This window comes from Microtetraspora fusca (genome assembly GCF_001570365.1).
In the GTDB taxonomy this organism is placed as follows: Bacteria; Actinomycetota; Actinomycetes; order Streptosporangiales; family Streptosporangiaceae; genus Microtetraspora; species Microtetraspora fusca.
Genome location: NZ_BBYK01000039.1, coordinates 380,979 through 398,789, shown reverse-complemented (window position 1 = coordinate 398,789; position 17,811 = coordinate 380,979). Strand labels below are relative to the sequence as shown.

Genomic DNA, 17,811 nt, shown 5'->3' with positions numbered 1-17,811 from the left:
ATTGCCCCGGAACATGGAGAGGGCTTCCGCCACTCGGGGGCAATGGCGGAAGCCCTCGTCTGTTAGTCGTGTCCCGGGGTGGAAGCGTTACACGATCCGGTCGAGCCAGTTGCCGAGGAGCCGGTGGCCGTGCTCGGACAGGATGGACTCGGGGTGGAACTGGATGCCCTCGATGGGCGCGTCGCGGTGCCGCAGGCCCATGACGACGCCTTCGGGCGTGGTGGCGCTGACCTCGAGCACGAGCGGTACGTCGATCACGGCGAGGGAGTGGTAGCGCGTCATGGTGACCGGCGACGGGATGCCGGCGAAGACGCCTTTGCCGTCGTGGTCGATCTCGCTGGTGCGGCCGTGCATGAGTTCGGGGGCGCGACCGACGGTGCCGCCGTACGCGACGGCGATGGCCTGGTGGCCGAGGCAGACGCCGAGCAGGGGGAGGCCGCGTTCCGCGCAGTGGCGGACCATGGGGACGCTGACTCCGGCGGCTTCCGGAGTGCCGGGGCCGGGGGAGACGAGCACGCCGTCGTACCGGTCGGCGTCGTCCACGGTGACGTCGTCGCGCGGCCGGACGTCACAGTCGGCTCCGAGTTCGCACAGATACTGCACGATGGTGTGGACGAAGCTGTCGTGGTTGTCCACCACGAGGACACGTGCGGGGAATCGCGGTCGGTCGACCATGCAGACTATCCTTACTCGGAACTGCGCCCACTAACGAGGGAACTGCCGTGCCGAAGTCCAAGATCCGTAAGAAGGCCGTCTACACGCCGCCGCAGAAGGCGCAGACGGTGAAGGTCAGCCCCCGGTGGCTCGCTCCGCTGATGGTCGTGTGCTGGATCATTGGGATCGCCTGGATCGCGGTGTACTACATCGCGCCGGACGTGCCGGGTCTGGGGGCTCTGGGCAACTGGAACCTGCTGATCGGCTTCGGCGCGATCATCTTCGGTGTGATCCTTTCCACACGCTGGCGCTGACGGCGATCGTTGTCCACAGGCTTATCCACACCTGTGGACGAGATCACGCGATTACGACGTGCGGCGGGAAGGTCAGCAGGATCACCGCCATGATCGTGAGCAGGGCGACCACGGCGGAGAGCTGGACGGCGTTCCGGGATCCGCGCGGGGCGTAGACGAAGGCGGCCGCGACGACGGTGCCGGTCACGAGGCCGCCGAGGTGGCCCTGCCAGCTGATCCCGGAGACGACGAAGGTCAGGACGATGTTGATCCCGATCAGCCAGAGGACTCCGCGGGCGTCGAAGCCGAGCTTCCTGGACACCACGAAGAGCGCGCCGAACAGGCCGTAGATCGCGCCGGACGCGCCGACGGCGACGTCGCCGAAGAGGTAGACGGCGACCGAGCCTCCGAGCGCGGACAGCAGGTAGAGCGCGGCGAAGCGGAGTGAGCCGAGCCGCCGTTCCAGCGTGGGGCCGATGGCGTACAACGCCCACATGTTGAAGAGGATGTGGGACAGGGACCAGCTGGACGTCAGCGGGGCGTGCAGGAACGCTCCGGTGATGAGGCGCCACCACTCGCCCTGGTAGATCCCGTAGGACCACGTCGCGAAGCGCCCGATGACCCCTTCGGGGTCGGCGATCTCGGCGAGGTAGGCGAGCACGTTGACGATCAGCAGGGCCCAGGTCACGCGTGGCGTGGTGACCACGGCCCCGCCGAACATCCCGCGGGCGTTCCGGACGCCGCGGTTGCCCTGCTGGACGCATTCGACGCACTGGTGGCCGACGGCGGCGTCGCGCATGCAGTCAGGGCAGATGGAGCGCTCGCAGCGCTGGCAACGCACGTATGTCTCGCGCTCCGGGTGGCGGTAGCAGGTCGGCGCGGCTTCCGCCCCCGGGTGCATCGGCGGTGGCTGGGAGGTCATGGAGTCCTTCCGAAGGGCGTGTCCACGGCCTCCTAGCCTATAAGCCGTTTTTCACGAACGCTCGATGGTGACTTCCTCGAGCACCACGTCGTTGACGGGCCGGTCCTGGCGGCCGGTCGGGGTCTTGGCGATGGAGTCGACGACCTCGGTGCCCTCGATGACCTCGCCGAAGATGGTGTGGCCCTGGTTGAGGTGCGGCGTGGGGGCGACCGTGATGAAGAACTGCGAGCCGTTGGTGCCCTGACCGAAGCGCTTGCCGGCGTTGGCCATGGCGAGCAGGTAGGGCCGGTTGAAGATGTTCTCCGGGTGGATCTCGTCGTCGAAGCTGTAGCCGGGGCCGCCGATGCCCTGGCCGAGCGGGTCGCCGCCCTGGATCATGAAGCCGCTGATGACGCGGTGGAAGATCGTGCCGTCGTACAGCTTGGCGGTGGTCTTCTCGCCGGTCTCGGGGTGGGTCCACTCCCGGGTGCCTTCGGCCAGTTCGACGAAGTTGCGCACGGTCTTCGGCGCCAGGTACGGGAAGAGCTTGACCCGGATGGTGCCATGGTTGGTGCGAAGGTTCGCGATGAGGTTCTCAGCCACGAGGGCCGCCCCCTTTTCGTGCAGGTATCGGTTGTTCGTTGAACTTCGGTGAACAGCGTATCGACCCCGCCTGGGGGGACCGCGTCATGATTGAGCCGCTTTGACACGGGAAGAGGGTCGTCACGGGGCCCCAACAACGGGGAGGTTTGTCGTGTCCCTGACACTCAGAAGGAACCGTGTCAATGTACGGATGCCGCGGAGGGGACTGGGCGGCATGAAGGGCCGCATGAAGGCCCAGATGCGTCCGATGGTCAGCAAGATGAGCCCGGTCACGGGCAAGGTCAGCCCTATGGTGGGCAAGATGACGCCCATGGTGGGCAAGGTGCCTCCGATGGTGGGGAACGCGCGCGACGTCACCGTGACGCGCATCACCGACGCCCGCGTGTGGGCGGCGCCGAAGCTGGAACAGGCGGCGTGCACCATCGAGGACGAGATCGCCCCTCGCGTGAGCTCGTTTCTCCACGAAGCGGCCCGGCGGGTCGAACCCGGCCCCCTCGCCCGGACCCGGCGCCGCTGGCCGATGCTGATGCTGTTCGCCGGTCTGGCGATCGGCGTGGCCGGCGCGGTGATGTACCGGAACAGGTCCGGTCGGTGGGCCGAGAGCATGAAGGAGACCACCGCGGAGACCACCAGGTGGGCCGGCGAGAAGGTCGAGCAGGCCGGTGCCAGGGCCGGTGGCAAGGCACAGCAGGCCGGCGCGAAGGCCGGCGGCAAGGCCGACGAGATCGCAGGCAAGATCCAGTAGTGCGTACGGCCGGCGCTCCGAGCGCCGGCCGCTACCACTCACGGGCCGGCGCCTTGGGGCGCGCGGCCCGTTCTCATGTCCCGCGCCATGCCGGGCGTTCCGCGCAGCGCCAGGGTTCAGTCCGTCCGCCGGTCGTCGCGGGCCAACTGGGCGAGCATGCCGGGCAGGTCGCCGTCGTACAGCACGGTGAGCCGCCGGGTGGCTCTGGTGATCGCGACGTACAGGTCCTGGCCGCCTTTGGGGGACTGCGCGAGGATCTCGGCGGGCCGGACGACCACCACCGCGTCGAACTCCAGGCCCTTGCACCGGTTCACGGTGAGCACGGCGACCGGCGCCTCCAGCGGATCGTCGCCCTCCTGGGGGAAGAGCGCGGCGATCTCCGAGTGCCGGGCGTCCGGGGCGAGCACCGCGAGCCGGCCGTCCCCGATCGCCTCCAGCTCCTCCTCGACGAGGGCGCGCAGGTCCGTCCCCTCGTACGGCACGGCGCGCGGGCGCGCCTCGCCGTCCCGTACTGAGACGGGAGGCTCCTGATCCGGGGCGACCGCCTTCAGCACGTCGGCGGCGACGTCCATGATCTCCACGGGCGTCCGGTAGTTCACCAGCAGCCGCTCCTCGCGCCAGCGGCCCGCGACGTACGGGTCGAGCATCTCGGCCCAGGAGCGGGCTCCGGCGGCGGATCCGGTCTGGGCGATGTCGCCGACCACGGTGAGGGACCGGGCCGGGATCCGGCGCATGACGGCGCGCCAGGCCATCGCGGACAGCTCCTGCGCCTCGTCCACGATCACGTGTCCGTACGCCCAGGAGCGGTCGGCCAGCGCCCGCTGGGCGGTGGTCACAGCCGGACCGCCGTCGTGGTGCCGGGCGGCGAGGGCGGTGGCGTCCATCAGCTCGGTGAGGTCGGCGATCTCCAGCACGCCCCTGGCGTAGGCCTCCTCGTCGTCGCGTTCCTCGGCCGCCGCCCGCTCACGTGCCTTGGCCTCGGCATCGTCCTCGCCGAGGAGCTCGGCGGCCTCGTCGAGCAGGGGCACGTCCCCGATCGTCCAGGGGGAGCCCGCCGGGCGGAGCAGCGCGTCACGCTCCTCGTCGCGAAGCAGGCCGGCCGTCGCGGCGCGCAGCCGGTCGGGGTCCGAGAGCAGCTCGCCGACCAGCCGCTCCGGCGTGAGGTACGGCCACAGCTCCTCCAGCGCCGCGCGGACCGACGCCTGTCCCCAGAGCGCCTCGCGCGCGTAGCGCAGGTCCTCCTCGTCGTACGGCCGGTCGAGCTGCCTGGCCTCGTCCACGGCGAGGCCCATCAGCACCTTGTTGACGAAGGTCCGGCGTGCCATGTTGTGCGGTCGGCCGAGGGCGCGGGCCCGGTCGCGGGCGCGCACGCAGGCGTCGTGGTCGAGGCGCAGCGCCATCCGCTCGACGACGACCTCGACTCCGCCGCGGATGGACGTGCGCACGTCGATCAGGACCTCCAGATCGCCCTCCGGGACGCGCTGGCGGTCGCGTACGGCGGCTTCGATCACCTCGGCCATCCGCAGGTCGCCCTTGACCTCGGCGACGGCGGGGGCGTCGTCCACGGTGGCGTGGACGCCGTGGTGGAGCTCGCCGACGCTGGACAGGACGACCTCGGTCTCGCCGAGCGAGGGCAGCACCTGGCTGATGTAGCGGCTGAACATGGCGTTCGGGCCGACCACGAGCACCCCTCGCCGCTCGAGTGTGGCGCGGTGCGCGTAGAGGAGATAGGCCGCCCGGTGGAGGGCGGCGACGGTCTTGCCGGTGCCCGGCCCTCCCTGGACCACGAGCGCCCCGCCCAGGCCGGACCGGATCACCCGGTCCTGCTCGGTCTGGATCGTGGCGACGACGTCGCCCATCCGCCCGGTACGGCCGCGGCGCAGCGCCGCCATCAGGGCCGCCTCACCGACGAGGTTCCTGCGGTCGTGGTCGTCCATCCGGTCGAGGTCGAAGACCTCGTCGTCCAGCCCGGTGACGGTACGGCCGCGGGTGTGGATGTGCCGGCGGCGGACGAGGGCGCCCGGGTCGCTGGGGCTGGCGACGTAGAACGGCCGCGCCGCGGGGGCCCGCCAGTCGATGAGGACGGAGTCGTGCTCGTCGTCGCGCAGCCCGATCCGGCCGATGTAGTAGGTCTCGCCGCCGGAGTCGTCGATCCGGCCGAAGCACAGGCCGCGTTCGACGCCGGAGAGCTGTGCGAGGCGCCGGGAGTGCTCGTCCGCGGAGACCTCGCGCTCGATGCGGGCCTGGCGGGTGCCGCCACCGCCGCGGGCCAGGACCGTGGTCAGCGCCACCTCGGCGCGTCCCCGTACGGTGTCGAGCCGGTCGTAGAGCATGGAGACGTAGGACTGTTCTTCCAGGAGCGCTTGTGCGACTTGACCACTCGCCATGGCTTTGATATCATCCTAATGTTGGGTGTGGTGTTTGTTGCCCGATGGCATAGAGGGTTGAGGATATCAGTACTCCCCTCGGTTTGTCGTCGCCTTGTTCCGTGTTCTTCCGTCGTGCCCCGTCCCCATACGGGAAGGGCCCGGCACCGGTTACGAGGGTGCCGGGCGGCGCGCTTGTCCGCGCGCCCTCAGGGCTCGACCAGCCCGGCCCGGATGGCGTACTTGGTCAGTTCGAGCCGGTCGCGCATGCCGAGCTTCTGCAGGATGTTGGCGCGGTGCCGGTCGACGGTCTTGACGCTGATGACGAGTGTCTCCGCGATCTCCTTGGAGGAGTTCCCCTCGGCGATCAGCTTGACGATCTCCTCCTCGCGCGGCGTGAGGATGCTGTCCGGCACGGCCTCGCCCTGCCGGTCGCGCTGCAGATAGTCGCGGATCAGCGCGGCCACCGCGCCCGGATAGAGGAACGGCTCTCCGCGCATGGCCGCCCGGCACGCCTCCAGCAGGTCGCGGTCGGCGACCGACTTCAGCACGTAGCCGGACGCGCCCGCCTTGAGCGACTCGAAGAAGTACTGCTCGTTGTCGTACATCGACAGCATCAGGATGCGGATGCCGGGGGCACGCCGGGAGATCTCGCGCGCCGCCTGGATCCCGGTCATGCGCGGCATCGCGATGTCCAGGATCGCCAGGTCGACCTCCTTCTCCGAGGCGCGTTCGACCGCCTCGGCGCCGTCGGCCGCCTCCGCGACGACCGTGAGGTCGGGCTCCGCGTCGATGATCAGCCGGAGGCCCTGGCGCACCAGCGCATGGTCGTCCGCCAGCAGGATCCGGGTCGTGGGCGTGTCCACCGGGTCAACTCCGTTCCGCCGTGATTTCCGCCGTCTTCTCCGCCGGGACGGGAATGACGAGCCGTATCTCCGTGCCTTCTCCGGGAGGCGAGGTGATGGTCAGCGACGCGCCGACGAGCAGCGCCCGTTCGCGCATGCCCCGGATGCCCGCGCCCTCCTGGAGCACCCCGCCCCGGCCATTGTCGGCGACGCGCAGGACCACGGCGCCGGGCTCGGCCGTCAGCGACAGCTCCACCCGGGTGGCCCCGGCGTGCCTGGTCACGTTCGTGAGGCTCTCCTGGGTGATCCGGTATATGACGAGCTCGACGTCCCCGGACAGGGCGGGCAGGGCGGGATCCGTCCTGCGCACCACCGACAGCTTGCTGACCTGGGCGACGTCCGTCGCGAGGGCGCTGAGAGCGCTGAGCAGGCCCAGGTCCTCCAGGACGCCGGGCCGGAGCCGGCGGGCGATCTGCCGTACCTCGTCCAGGCTGGAGCGGACCGTCTCCTGGACCGCGTGCAGGTCGTCGCGCAGGTCCTCCGGCGCGCGGTCGATGGCGCGCTTGAGCCCGAGCAACACGACCGTGAGGGTCTGGCCGATCTCGTCGTGCAGTTCCCTGGCGATGCGGCCGCGCTCGGCCTCCTGGGCCGCCAGCGCGTGCGCGCTGCTGGTGTTGTGCTCGGCCTCCAGGCGGTCGAGCATGGCGTTGAAGGTCTCGACCAGGTGGGTCAGGTCGCCGGTGCCGCGCAGCGCGAGCCGGTCGCCGCTGGACCGCAGCAGATCGACCCGTTGCATCAGCGTCGCGAGCGCGCCGAGCGGCGCGAGGCTCGCCCGCAGCAGCACCGCGTTCGCGCCGAGGATCACCGCCAGCCCAACCGTCAGGACCGGTACCTCTTTCAAAAGGACCGGGGACGAGACGGTGGCGGGGGAGACCGCGAGGATCAGCGTGCCCGCGGTGAAGACCAAGCCATTGATCATGAAGAGCCGCCAGAACAGCGTGCGCGGGGCCCTCCACCGCGAGCGGGACGCCTGGGGCGGCCCGCCCGTCTGCCGGTCGGCGAAATTGCTCATATCCCCACCGTGGTGGCGGCGAGGAGTGTTTGTCCATCCGGCCCCTCGCGTATCCGGGCGCGGGTGCCGCGCCCTCCCATCTGCGGTTTCTACATGCCGTCCCCCACCCGGGATGGGTGCTGGACCCGATGGTGCCCAGGGCCGCGCGCGGCAAGACTTGAGGCGGCGGGTGCCCGGGCTCCCGCCGCCACACGCCCCCGGTGCCGGAGAGGAGAGCGATGACCTCAGCGGCGCGATCAACGTGCTGACGTCACCCCGGCCACCAGCAGGGACGAGGAACGGAGACACAACGGAAATGGACATCACCCGCACCACCGTCCCCGGCGTCGGCGTGCTGCACCATTGCGGGACGCGCGCCGGCCAGCGCTTCGGCGTCATGGTCGACGACGACGAGCGGCGCTCACTGCTGATCTACGAACCCTCGGGCGACCCGGACGTGCCGCGACAGACCATCGTCATGGACCGGGACGAGGCCGACCAGGTCGCCGCGATCCTGGGTGACCGGTCCGTCTCCGACCGGCTCGCCGTACTCGAACGGCGGCTCGCCGAGCTCGCGGAGAAGTCATGACCGGCCCGTACGGCGACGGCGGCCGGAGAAGGAGAGGCGAGGGGACGGTGACATGCGGGCACGTGACATAGCGGTACAACTGCCGACGGTCACCGTCGGCGACCCGGTGACCAGGGCGGTTCGGGTGATGACCCTCGGCCGGTTGCCGGGACTCATCGTCGTGGACGGCATGGGCCGCCCGCGCGTGGTGCTGCCCGGGACGCAGGTGCTCCGTCTGGCGGTTCCGCGGACGTACCAGGAGGATCCGGCCCTCGCCCGGACGGTGGACGAGGCGCACGCCGACATTTTCTGGCAGGAGCTCGGCGCCCGCACGGTGGGCGACTGCCTGCCGCCGCAGTCGCTCCGGCCCGTGATCGTGGCCCTGGACGCGACGCTCCTCGAGGTGGCGGCCGTGATGGCGTCCATGCGCAGCCCCCTCGTGGCGGTGGTGGACCGCTCGGGTGTACTCGCCGGAGCGATCACGCTGGACGGGTTGCTCACCGGCATGGCCGTCTCGGACTCGGACGTCTGACCCGGCGCCGTTGAAACCGCTCCCCGAGCTGTTCACCCTGCATCTCACCCTGAATCCCTGAAAACACCGCCACCCAGGCGTCGACGGCTGTCCGCCCCTGGGGCGTTCGCGCGCGTCCGGGCCACGTCCAGGACCGGTCCCCGTGGTCCGGCGTGGCCCGGCCGCTCACGGCCGTCCTCCCGCTCGAGCACGGACTCCCGCTCGAGCACGGACTCCCGCTCGAGCACGGACTCCCGCTCGCGCACAGACTCCCGCTCGCGCACAGACTCCCGCTCGCGCACGGACTCACGCCGCTCCGTGAATCGGCGGCGCGGTGGGTGGCGCATGCCCGCATATCGTTCGGAGGCCATCTCGTGCACCGCTCTTCCGCGTCTTCCGCGGCGACGCCGTTCCGGCGCGCCTTGTCACTCCGCCCAGCCGTACCGACCGCGCGCCCCGCGGCCCGCGCCGCGACCGTCGCGCCGGCGGGCCCGCCGGGGTGGACCGGATGACCTCCGTCGCCGCGCTCACCATCTTCGTCGTCGCATTCTTCTTCATCGCCACGGAGAAGGTGGACAAAGTCAAAGTCGTGCTCGTCGCGGCGGGGGCGATGGCCGTCCTCGGGCTGATCCCCGGGGCGAAGGTCTTCTTCTCCGAGCACGAGGGCATCGACTGGAACGTCGTCTTCCTCCTCCTCGGCATGATGATCATTGTCGGGATCATCAAGCAGACGGGACTGTTCGACTTCCTGGCCATCTGGGCGGCCAAGAAGTCACGCGGCCGGCCGTACCGGCTCATGGTGATGCTGATGGTCATCACCGCGGTGGCCTCGCCGTTCCTGGACAACGTCACCACGATCATGCTGGTCGCGCCGGTCACCGTCCTGGTCTGCGACCGGCTGCGCATCCCCGCCCAGCCGTACCTCATCGCGGAGGTCCTCGCCTCGAACATCGGCGGCGCGGCCACGCTGATCGGCGATCCGCCCAACATCATCATCGGCAGCCGGGCCGGGCTGACGTTCAACGACTTCCTCGTCCACATGACGCCGATCGTCGTGGTGATCTTCGTGGCGTTCGTGATGCTCACCGGCGTGCTGTTCCGGAAGTCGTTCCAGTACAACCCGGACCATGTGGCGTCGGTGATGGCGCTGCAGGAACGGCGGGCCATCACCGACCCGCGCCTGCTGGCGCGCTGCCTGGTCGTGCTCGGGCTCGTCATCGCCGGTTTCGGGCTGCACGCGGTCGTCCACATCGAGCCCTCGATCGTCGCCCTGGTCGGCGCCGGCCTGATGATCATGGTGGCCCGCCCGGACGTCCCCGAGGTGCTCCGCGAGGTCGAGTGGCCCACTCTGGTGTTCTTCATGGGCCTGTTCGTCATGGTCGCCGGGCTCGTCCACACCGGGGTCATCTCGGCCGTGGGCACGTGGGCGATCGGCGCCGTGGGCGACAACTTCTTCGGCGCGGCGACCTCCCTGCTGTTCGGCTCGGCCGTGCTCGGCGCGTTCTTCGACAACATCCCGTACGTCGCCACCATGACGCCGGTCGTCGAGGGGCTGGTCGCCCAGGCGCCGGACGCGGGCATCGGGCAGGCGCTGTGGTGGGCCTTCGCCCTGGGGGCCGACTTCGGCGGCAACGGCACGGCGGTGGCCGCGAGCGCCAACGTCGTGGCGATGGGCATCGCGGCCAGGACCGGTCACCGGATCTCGTTCTGGCAGTTCACGAAGTACGGCATCGTCGTCACGATCCTCAGCACCGTGCTGGCCTGGATCTACGTCTGGCTCCGCTACTTCATGTGAGCGCGGCGTCCCCACCGGGGCCTCGTTCCCACGCGGGAACGGGGCCCCGATCCCGTCTGGGACCGTTACTGGAACGGCTGGGCGACCTCGGCGAGGACCTCTTCGGCCAGTTCGATGAGGCTGCGCGGCCGGGACTCGTCCGACTGACCGTCGATCCAGAGATTGGCGGCGATGCGGAGAGCCATCAGAAACGCGGCCGCCAGGACGCGCGGCCGCGAGGCGCCGGGCTCCAGCCCCTCGCGCTCGGCGATGGCCCGCGCCAGCTCCCGCTCGACGCGGATGTGGTTGGCCATCTGCCTGGCCAGCAGAGACGGGTGCTGCTTGACGAGCCGCGTCTGGATCGCCCACTCGCGGTTGGGCTCGCCCATCTCCTCGTAGAGGCCGCGTGCCGCGTTGAGCAGCGCCTGCCACGTGGGCTCCTCCGCCGGCCGCTCGCGGAACGCCTCGACCAAGGACCAGACGCGGCGCTGCTCGCCGTACAGGAGGGCGTCCTCCTTGCCGGCGAAGTAGTTCGAGAACGTACGCCGGGAGATGTTGGCCGCGTCGGCGATCGCCTCGACGGTGACGTTGTCCAGGCCGTGCTCAACCGTGAGCCGCATGGCGGCCTCGTGGACGGCCTGCCGGGTCTCGGCCTTCTTGCGCTCGCGCAGCCCCACCGTCGTGTCCATGTTCCGGCAATCCTAGCGCCCAGGGAATATATGCCCACTGAGCAAAGTTGCTCAGTGGGCATATATTATGCGATCGCTCGCATCCCCACTCCACCTGCTACGGAGGCAGTTCTTGAGCGCGCAGACCGCTTCGCCGCCAGGCCCGGCACAGATGACCCACCGGCAGATCTTGGAAGCCCTCAGCGGCCTCCTCCTGGTGCTGTTCGTCGCCATGATCAGCAGCACCATCGTGTCGGTGGCGCTCCCCCAGATCATCGGCGCCCTCAACGGCACGCAGTCGCAGTACACCTGGGTCGTCACCGCCTCCCTGCTCGCGGCGACCGCGTCCACGCCCATCTGGGGCAAGCTCGCTGACCTGTTCAGCAAGAAAGCGTTGCTGCAGATCTCGATCGTGATCTTCCTGCTCGGCTCGCTGGCCTCGGGCTTCGCGCAGAACACCGGGCAGCTCATCGCCTTCCGCGCCTTCCAGGGGCTCGGCATGGGCGCCCTGCAGATCCTCGTCCAGGTGATCATCGCCGCGATGATCCCCCCGAAGGAGCGCGGCAAGTACAACGGCTACCTGGGCGGTGTCATGGCGGTCGCGACCGTCGGCGGCCCGCTGCTCGGCGGCCTGATCGCGGACACCTCCTGGCTCGGCTGGCGGTGGTGCTTCTTCATCGCCGTGCCGTTCACGCTGATCGCGTTCGTCCTGCTGCACAAGACGCTGAAGATCACGACGGTGCGGCGGCCCGACGCCAAGGTGGACTACGCCGGCGCCACCCTGATCGCCGCGGGCGTCAGCCTCCTGCTCATCTGGGTCACCTTCGTCGGCGGTTCCTTCGACTGGCTGTCGTGGCAGACGGCCGTCATGGTCGGCGGCGCGGTGATCATCCTTGTTCTCGCGACGTTGGTCGAGTCCCGGGTGAAGGAGCCGGTCGTGCCGCTGCACATCGTGCGGATGCGCACCCCCGCCCTCGCCATCCTGGCCAGCCTCGCCGTGGGCATGGCGATGTTCGGCGGCTCGGTGTTCCTCGGGCAGTACTTCCAGATCGGCCGCGGCTACAGCCCGACCGAGGCGGGCCTGCTCACCATCCCGATGATGTTCGGCGTGCTCGTGTCGTCCACGATCTCGGGACGGCTCATCTCCCAGAGCGGGCGGATCAAGCCGTACATCGTGGTCGGGTCCATCGTGCTCACCGTCGGCTTCCTGTGCCTGTCCACGATCGACCACGAGACGTCGCTCGTGCTCATCGGCGGCTCCATGATGCTGGTCGGCATCGGGGTGGGCATGTCGATGCAGAACCTCGTCCTGGCCATCCAGAACACCGTCCCGCTGCGCGAACTGGGCGCGGCCAGCGGCGCCATCACGTTCTTCCGCTCACTCGGTGGCACCATCGGCGTCTCGGTCCTCGGCGCCGTCCTCGCCGACAAGGTGGCGACCAACATCGCCGAGGGCCTGGCCAAGATCGGCGTCAAGCCGACCGGCTCCGGGACCGGCAGCCTGAACATCGCGGCCCTGCCCGAGCCGATCAAGCAGATCGTGCGCGCGGCGTACGGCGACGCGACCGGGCACATCTTCCTGATCTCCGCGGGCATCGCGGTGGTCGGCATCGTCGCCGCCCTCTTCCTCAAGCCGGTCAAGCTGCGGGAGACCGTGGACCTGTCCGAGGCGACGAAGCAGGAGGAGCCCGCCACCGCGCGGTGACATCGCCGACCCCTCGCGCGTACGGCATGCCGGCTCCGGAGCGGCGGAGGTGCTCCGGCACGACGCAGGGTGAACGAGCGGCGCAGGGCGTCCCGCACGCGGGGCGCCCTGCGGTCGGCCGGACGGGGTACGGCGGGGCGGCGCCTGCCCGGCGCGGGTTTCCTCAAGGTGCCGTGACGGACTCGTCCGCCGGGATCCAGGCGACCGTGACGCCTTCGCGCCCCTCTCCCTTGCGGTAGACCTCTCCGGCGTCACGCCCCTGCGCCCAGCGCCGCGCGTACGGCGGGGCCTCGACCACCACGCCGTCGCGCACGACCAACCCCACCGTGGCACGGTCGGTGGACCACCAGATGAGGCCGTTTCCGAGGTCGTCCTCCATGAGGCGACCGTACCGACAGGGTGTGACAAATCACCCCTAACCCCGGCCCGGCTCGGTCAGCTCCAGGTGGCCCGCTTGAGCACGCCCGACAGTCCCGGAGTGTTCCAGACGTCCACGATGAGGATCTTCGATGTGGGCAGGAACCACTCCCGCTGGGTGAAGCGCATCGTCTGCCGGGCGCCGTTGTTCGTCACGCACCGGTTGGGCCAGGCGTTGTACAGCGCCTTGTGGCCGCGGCCGACCTGGCGCAGGCCCGTCGAGCTCGGCTTCTCCCCCTGGTACCAGCTCGTTTTGGGGTTGAAGGGGCAGGGCACCACGCCGCTGAAGGGGTGGAACTGCCACTTGCCGGTATAGGTGAGGGAACCGCCCCCTACCGGGAGATTGGTGAACGCCTTCGGACCGAACACCCAGAACGACTGGCAGTTCGACGCGAAAGGCTCCGGGTTCGCGCACGTTCCGGTCACGACCACGATGCTGTCGCCGTCACGGTGCGCCTTCCAGCCGGAGGGGAGCTTCAGATTCATCCCGCGGAAAGAGAAGTCACGGCTTGAAGCCGCCGAGGCTGCGGTCGCGGCGGAGGCGGAGGCAGCGGTGGGGGCGGCCAGTACGGCGACGGCCACCAGGGCAAGAACGAAAGATCGTTGGGCCATGCCCAGAAGGTACCGATCTGCACTTGTCGCTCTCTGAAGAACCAGTTGAACGCGAAGTCCGTGCCCTGGTCAGAAGAGAGTCAGCGGCTCGGACGGCATGGGCTCGGGCAGCGGCTCGACCTCGGGCAGCCGCTCCCGCACCTCGTCGTGGAAGCGACGGGCGAGCTCCGGCGCGTCGGCGTTGTCGGGGGTGTGGACGAACACCGTCGGCGAACGGCCCTCGCGCAGCCATTCCACGACCGTGTCGATCCAGTGCCTCCAGCCCTCGACCGTACTGGCGGTGTCGTCCCGGCCGATGTAGCGGACGATCGGACGCTCCGTGAGGGCGGACGAACGGCGCGGCACCCGGGGTTTCTTCGTCCACGCGTCGCGTTCGGCGTCGCTGGTCGGCGGCCGCTGGAAGAGGGCGGTGGTGTCGAACGGGATCCACTCGGCATCGACGCCGGCGAGGGCCCTTTCGAGAAACCGCGCGGATCGCGCGTCGTCGAAGAACGCGCGGTGGCGGACCTCGACGGCGTACCTGTGCGAGTGGGGGAGCCCGCGGAGAAAGCCCGCCAGGGCGCCGAGGTCGGTCGGACCGAACGAACCCGGCAGTTGGATCCAGAGGGCGTGGATCCGCGGCCCCAGCGGCTCCATCGTGTCGAGAAACGCACGAAGTTCCTCGTCGACGCCGGTGAGGCGGCGCTCATGCGTGATCGTCTTGGGCAGCTTGATCACGAAGCGGAAGCCGGGATCGGTCTGCCCGGCCCACGACTCCACCGTGCTCCTCGCCGGCGTCGCGTAGAAGGTCGTGTTGCCCTCCACCGCGTTGCACCAGGTCGCGTACGCGCGCAGGCGCTCGCCAGGGGGCAGCGGATGCGGCAGGAAGCGCCCCTGCCAGGGCGCGTGAGTCCACATCGCACATCCCACGTGAAGCCGCATGACACCGACGCTATCCAAGATCGGTGCGGTGCAGAACCGCGGAGGCGGGCGATCCGAGCGGTCAGCCGTCCCGCCGGAAGAGGCAGGTGAACGCCTGGCGCTCGCGCAGCATGGAGGAGCCGTGGATGCTCTCCACCATGCGATCGAGCCGCCATCCCTCCTGCTCGATGATTTCGATCTCCTCGGCGATGTCCCAGACCGTCGCGCTCTCACCAGGGCGTTTGATCTCGGAGACGATCCGGGCGACGTAGATCCGGTGTCCCCGTTCCCGCGCGCGTCGGGCGTCGATCACGAGAGGGGGCGGGTCGTCGCCGAAGAGCACCACTGCCGACCTCTTTCAGCGGGCGTATTAACAGCACGGTCAAGTGATCGGACGGTCGTTTCCGCGAAATCGTTCCGCCGCTTTTCCGGGAATGGTCCGAGCTCGGACGGATCGGGTGGCGAATCGGAATCCGGGTTCGCCGAGATCGGCCCCGGTTCGTCGTTGACAGCTATACCAACCAAGCGCATGATTGGTCGGCGGCGCCAGATCATGCTCTTGACCAGCGGGTACCCGAACGTGGGGTGCCGCCGCGGTCGCTCTCTTAACGCGAAGGGTCTCTCCATGCCTGCACACCGTTCTCAACCGACCCGCCGGGAGGTTCTCCGCGGCGCAGCCGCCGCCGGGGTCGGGATCGCGTTCGGCTCAAGGATTCTCGGCAGTGTCGCCGCTCACGCCGATACCTCCGACGCACCGGAATACGACGTCGTCGTGGTCGGGGCGGGCGCGGCCGGGATGACCGCGGCGCTGGTCGCGGCCAAGCGGGGGCTGAACACGCTGGTCGTCGAGAAAGCGGCCAAATTCGGCGGCTCGGCGGCCCGTTCGGGAGCGGGCATCTGGATTCCGAACAACGAAGTGATCCTCGCCGCGGGCGTGCCGGACACCCGGGCCAAAGCCGCGGCTTACCTGTCGGCGGTCGTCGGCAGCGAGGTCCCCGCGGACCGGCAGGCCGCGTTTCTCGACAACGGCCCCAACATGATCTCGTTCGTCATGCGGAACAGCCCGCTGCGCTTCCGTTTCATGGACGGCTATTCCGACTACTACCCGGAATTACCCGGCGGCCTGGCGAACGGCCGATCCATCGAGCCGGACATGTTCGACGGAAACCTCCTCGGCGCGGAACTGGCCAACCTGAATCCCGCGTACATCCCGGTTCCGAACGGACAGGTGGTGTTCAGCGGTGACTACAAATGGCTCAATCTCGCCCTGGTGAACGTCAAGGGCGCGGCCATCGCGCTCGAAACGTACGACCGCTGGCTCAAGGCCGCCGCTCAGGGCGTCAAGCCGCTCACCATGGGGCAGTCGCTGGCCGGAGCGCTGCGGGCCGGACTGCTGCAGGCCGGCGTCCCGGTCTGGCTGAACACGCCGCTCGTCGATCTCCGCGTGGACGCGGGCCGTGTAACGGGCGTACTGGTCACGCGCAACGGCACGCAGACCCTCATCCGGGCCAAGTACGGGGTCGTGGTCGCGTCGGGCGGCTTCGAGCACAACGGGGAGATGCGCAACCGCTACCAGCAGCAGCCCATCGGCACCGACTGGACCGTCGGCGCCTCGTCGAACACCGGGGACGGCATCGCGGCCGGTCTGGCGGCCGGCGCCGAGGTCGCGCTGATGGACGACTCCTGGTGGGGGCCGGTGATCCCGCTGCCCGACGAGCCGTACTTCTGCCTGTCCGAGCGCACCCTCCCGGGCAGCATCATCGTCAACCAGCAAGGGGTGCGCTTCGTGAACGAGGCCGCGCCGTACAGCGACGTGGTCCACGTCATGTACGAGAAGAACGCCGCCGCGCCGGACATCCCCGCCTGGATGGTCGTCGACCAGAACTACCGGAACCGCTATCTGTTCAAGGATCTCGTGCCGACCCTGCCGTTCCCGGACAAGTGGTACAGCAACGGCACCCTGGTCCGGTCGAGCACGATCTCGGGCCTGGCCGCCAAGATGGGCGTCCCCGCCGCGGCCCTGCAGAACACGATCACCCGATTCAACGGCTTCGCGCTGAAGGGGAAGGACCTCGACTTCAAACGCGGCGACAGCGCCTACGATCACTACTACACCGACCCGGCGGTCCTGCCCAACTCCTGTCTGGCCCCGCTGTGGCTGCCGCCGTTCTACGCATTCAAGATCGTCCCCGGCGACCTCGGCACGAAGGGCGGCATGGTCACCGACGCCAAGGCCCGGGTGCTCTCTCCGTCCGGCGTGGTCATCCCCGGCCTGTACGCGGCCGGGAACTCCAGTGCCGCCGTCATGGGCCACAGCTACGCCGGCGCCGGTTCCACCATCGGCCCCGCCATGACCTTCGGCTACATCGCCGCCAACCACATCGCCGACAACCGCTGATCACTCGTTGCGGGTGTGACATGGCGAGGTCGGCAGCGCCATGCCCGCCGATGACCCGTTGACGACACGAACGCCGCTTTCCTCGCCCCGGAAAGCGGCGTTTCCGTGGCCGTACCACGAAAAGCCGCAGATCCTAGAATGACGTCCATATGGTCACGCTCACACCGGTCATCGAGGTCCTTCCACCTGAGACCTCCAACCGCTGGCCCGTAGCGGACCTGGCGGGTCACGTCCCTCTTTCCGGTCGCCTGACGGCAGACGAAATCGGCGCCCTCCTGCACGCGCTGGCGGTCGACAATCTGACGCCGGAAGGCTGGGACGACGGTGTTTCCCCTGCTCAAATCGCCGACGAACTCCTGAGCCTGGACCGACTCGTCGCCCTTGGGGGGGCTCCAGGTGTATGACAGCGCGACCGGCCTCACGATCAGCCCATCGTGCTGTTCAGGGCTTGAGGACTGGCGAGAATGGGGCGCCTTGCCCCAGGGTTACTGGCCGTTCCTGGGCCACGACCCGTCGCCGTGGATCGAGATCTTGAGCGACAGGTTCCGGGTCTGGCCGGACGACGGACGATCGGCGGGGGATCTCTTCATCGATATTCCGGCGAGGGAGTTGCCGGGCCTGCTCCGTGGCGTGCAACGCGATCTCCTCGGTTTCCTGAATGCCGTGGAGAAATGGGCCCTCGCGATTTTCCCGGATCGTACGCCGGCCCTGCTGGAACTGCTCGATGAATGCTTCGACATCCGCTCCGCACTGGACGATTCCGCCGGCTGAGGGCACCGATGCCGTATGCGAGGATGCCG

The 17,811-nt window shown here is 69.4% G+C and carries 20 protein-coding genes; 9 read left to right on the top strand and 11 right to left on the bottom strand.

What is annotated here, in order from left to right; translation table 11 throughout:
* Positions 1-87 precede the first annotated feature (87 nt).
* Entirely contained in the window at positions 88-675 is a 588-nt protein-coding gene (locus tag AWQ68_RS04950; protein ID WP_066935245.1) for an anthranilate synthase component II, read from the bottom strand.
* Between the two features lie 47 nt (positions 676-722).
* On the opposite strand from AWQ68_RS04950, the gene AWQ68_RS04945 reads away from it, so the two are divergent.
* Entirely contained in the window at positions 723-968 is a 246-nt protein-coding gene (locus tag AWQ68_RS04945; RefSeq protein ID WP_066935243.1) for a cell division protein CrgA, read from the top strand.
* Between the two features lie 43 nt (positions 969-1,011).
* Here the strand turns inward: AWQ68_RS04945 and AWQ68_RS04940 are convergent, their stop codons facing one another.
* Both AWQ68_RS04940 and AWQ68_RS04935 read right to left on the bottom strand, forming a co-directional pair.
* Positions 1,012-1,869, bottom strand: a complete 858-nt coding sequence (locus AWQ68_RS04940; RefSeq protein WP_066935240.1) for a rhomboid family intramembrane serine protease — start codon at positions 1,867-1,869, stop codon at positions 1,012-1,014.
* A gap of 51 nt (positions 1,870-1,920) precedes the next feature.
* On the bottom strand, positions 1,921-2,451 hold the full coding sequence (locus AWQ68_RS04935) for a peptidylprolyl isomerase (protein WP_066935237.1): 531 nt from the start codon (positions 2,449-2,451) through the stop codon (positions 1,921-1,923).
* Positions 2,452-2,677: 226 nt separating this feature from the next.
* On the opposite strand from AWQ68_RS04935, the gene AWQ68_RS04930 reads away from it, so the two are divergent.
* Positions 2,678-3,196, top strand: a complete 519-nt coding sequence (locus AWQ68_RS04930; RefSeq protein WP_157544913.1) for a YtxH domain-containing protein — start codon at positions 2,678-2,680, stop codon at positions 3,194-3,196.
* Between the two features lie 116 nt (positions 3,197-3,312).
* Here the strand turns inward: AWQ68_RS04930 and AWQ68_RS04925 are convergent, their stop codons facing one another.
* The 3 genes from AWQ68_RS04925 to AWQ68_RS04915 form a co-directional block, all read right to left on the bottom strand.
* On the bottom strand, positions 3,313-5,583 hold the full coding sequence (locus AWQ68_RS04925) for a HelD family protein (RefSeq protein ID WP_066935231.1): 2,271 nt from the start codon (positions 5,581-5,583) through the stop codon (positions 3,313-3,315).
* A gap of 188 nt (positions 5,584-5,771) precedes the next feature.
* A complete protein-coding gene (locus AWQ68_RS04920; RefSeq protein ID WP_066935229.1) occupies positions 5,772-6,428 on the bottom strand; it encodes a response regulator in 657 nt (218 codons plus the stop codon).
* A gap of 4 nt (positions 6,429-6,432) precedes the next feature.
* Positions 6,433-7,479: a sensor histidine kinase gene (locus AWQ68_RS04915; RefSeq protein WP_084463649.1), complete on the bottom strand. Its 1,047-nt coding sequence runs from the start codon at positions 7,477-7,479 to the stop codon at positions 6,433-6,435.
* Between the two features lie 295 nt (positions 7,480-7,774).
* Between AWQ68_RS04915 and AWQ68_RS04910 the strand changes: the two genes are divergently transcribed.
* From AWQ68_RS04910 to AWQ68_RS04895, 3 genes are all read left to right on the top strand, one after another.
* Positions 7,775-8,047: a cation:proton antiporter regulatory subunit gene (locus AWQ68_RS04910; protein ID WP_066935226.1), complete on the top strand. Its 273-nt coding sequence runs from the start codon at positions 7,775-7,777 to the stop codon at positions 8,045-8,047.
* A 52-nt stretch (positions 8,048-8,099) separates the two neighbouring features.
* Complete coding sequence (locus tag AWQ68_RS04905; RefSeq protein ID WP_066935223.1) at positions 8,100-8,558, top strand: CBS domain-containing protein; 459 nt, start codon at positions 8,100-8,102, stop codon at positions 8,556-8,558.
* A gap of 487 nt (positions 8,559-9,045) precedes the next feature.
* Positions 9,046-10,332, top strand: coding sequence for an ArsB/NhaD family transporter (locus AWQ68_RS04895; protein ID WP_066935219.1), 1,287 nt, complete (start codon positions 9,046-9,048; stop codon positions 10,330-10,332).
* Positions 10,333-10,397: 65 nt separating this feature from the next.
* On the opposite strand, the gene AWQ68_RS04890 is transcribed toward AWQ68_RS04895, so the two are convergent.
* Positions 10,398-11,000, bottom strand: a complete 603-nt coding sequence (locus tag AWQ68_RS04890) for a TetR/AcrR family transcriptional regulator (protein WP_066935216.1) — start codon at positions 10,998-11,000, stop codon at positions 10,398-10,400.
* 151 nt (positions 11,001-11,151) lie between these two features.
* Here AWQ68_RS04890 and AWQ68_RS04885 point away from each other — a divergent pair, with 151 nt between their 5' ends.
* Positions 11,152-12,684, top strand: a complete 1,533-nt coding sequence (locus AWQ68_RS04885; protein ID WP_084463648.1) for an MDR family MFS transporter — start codon at positions 11,152-11,154, stop codon at positions 12,682-12,684.
* Positions 12,685-12,847: 163 nt separating this feature from the next.
* Here AWQ68_RS04885 and AWQ68_RS04880 read toward each other — a convergent pair whose 3' ends face one another.
* The 4 genes from AWQ68_RS04880 to AWQ68_RS04865 all read right to left on the bottom strand — a co-directional run bounded on the left by AWQ68_RS04880 (position 12,848) and on the right by AWQ68_RS04865 (position 14,959).
* Positions 12,848-13,063, bottom strand: coding sequence for a hypothetical protein (locus AWQ68_RS04880; RefSeq protein WP_066935209.1), 216 nt, complete (start codon positions 13,061-13,063; stop codon positions 12,848-12,850).
* Between the two features lie 56 nt (positions 13,064-13,119).
* Positions 13,120-13,587, bottom strand: coding sequence for a hypothetical protein (locus AWQ68_RS04875; protein ID WP_157544911.1), 468 nt, complete (start codon positions 13,585-13,587; stop codon positions 13,120-13,122).
* Positions 13,588-13,782: 195 nt separating this feature from the next.
* Positions 13,783-14,634: a DUF72 domain-containing protein gene (locus tag AWQ68_RS04870; RefSeq protein ID WP_066935203.1), complete on the bottom strand. Its 852-nt coding sequence runs from the start codon at positions 14,632-14,634 to the stop codon at positions 13,783-13,785.
* A gap of 61 nt (positions 14,635-14,695) precedes the next feature.
* Complete coding sequence (locus AWQ68_RS04865) at positions 14,696-14,959, bottom strand: hypothetical protein (protein WP_066935200.1); 264 nt, start codon at positions 14,957-14,959, stop codon at positions 14,696-14,698.
* Positions 14,960-15,238: 279 nt separating this feature from the next.
* Between AWQ68_RS04865 and kstD the strand changes: the two genes are divergently transcribed.
* The 3 genes from kstD to AWQ68_RS04855 all read left to right on the top strand — a co-directional run bounded on the left by kstD (position 15,239) and on the right by AWQ68_RS04855 (position 17,782).
* Positions 15,239-17,011, top strand: a complete 1,773-nt coding sequence (gene kstD / locus AWQ68_RS04860) for a 3-oxosteroid 1-dehydrogenase (RefSeq protein ID WP_066935197.1) — start codon at positions 15,239-15,241, stop codon at positions 17,009-17,011.
* Between the two features lie 149 nt (positions 17,012-17,160).
* Positions 17,161-17,415, top strand: a complete 255-nt coding sequence (locus AWQ68_RS42060; protein ID WP_157544909.1) for a hypothetical protein — start codon at positions 17,161-17,163, stop codon at positions 17,413-17,415.
* The gene (locus AWQ68_RS04855) at positions 17,408-17,782 is read left to right on the top strand and encodes a hypothetical protein (RefSeq protein WP_157544907.1); all 375 of its coding nucleotides are present in this window, start codon (positions 17,408-17,410) and stop codon (positions 17,780-17,782) included. Before AWQ68_RS42060 ends, AWQ68_RS04855 begins: the two co-directional genes overlap by 8 nt.
* The last annotated feature ends 29 nt before the right edge of the window (positions 17,783-17,811 follow it).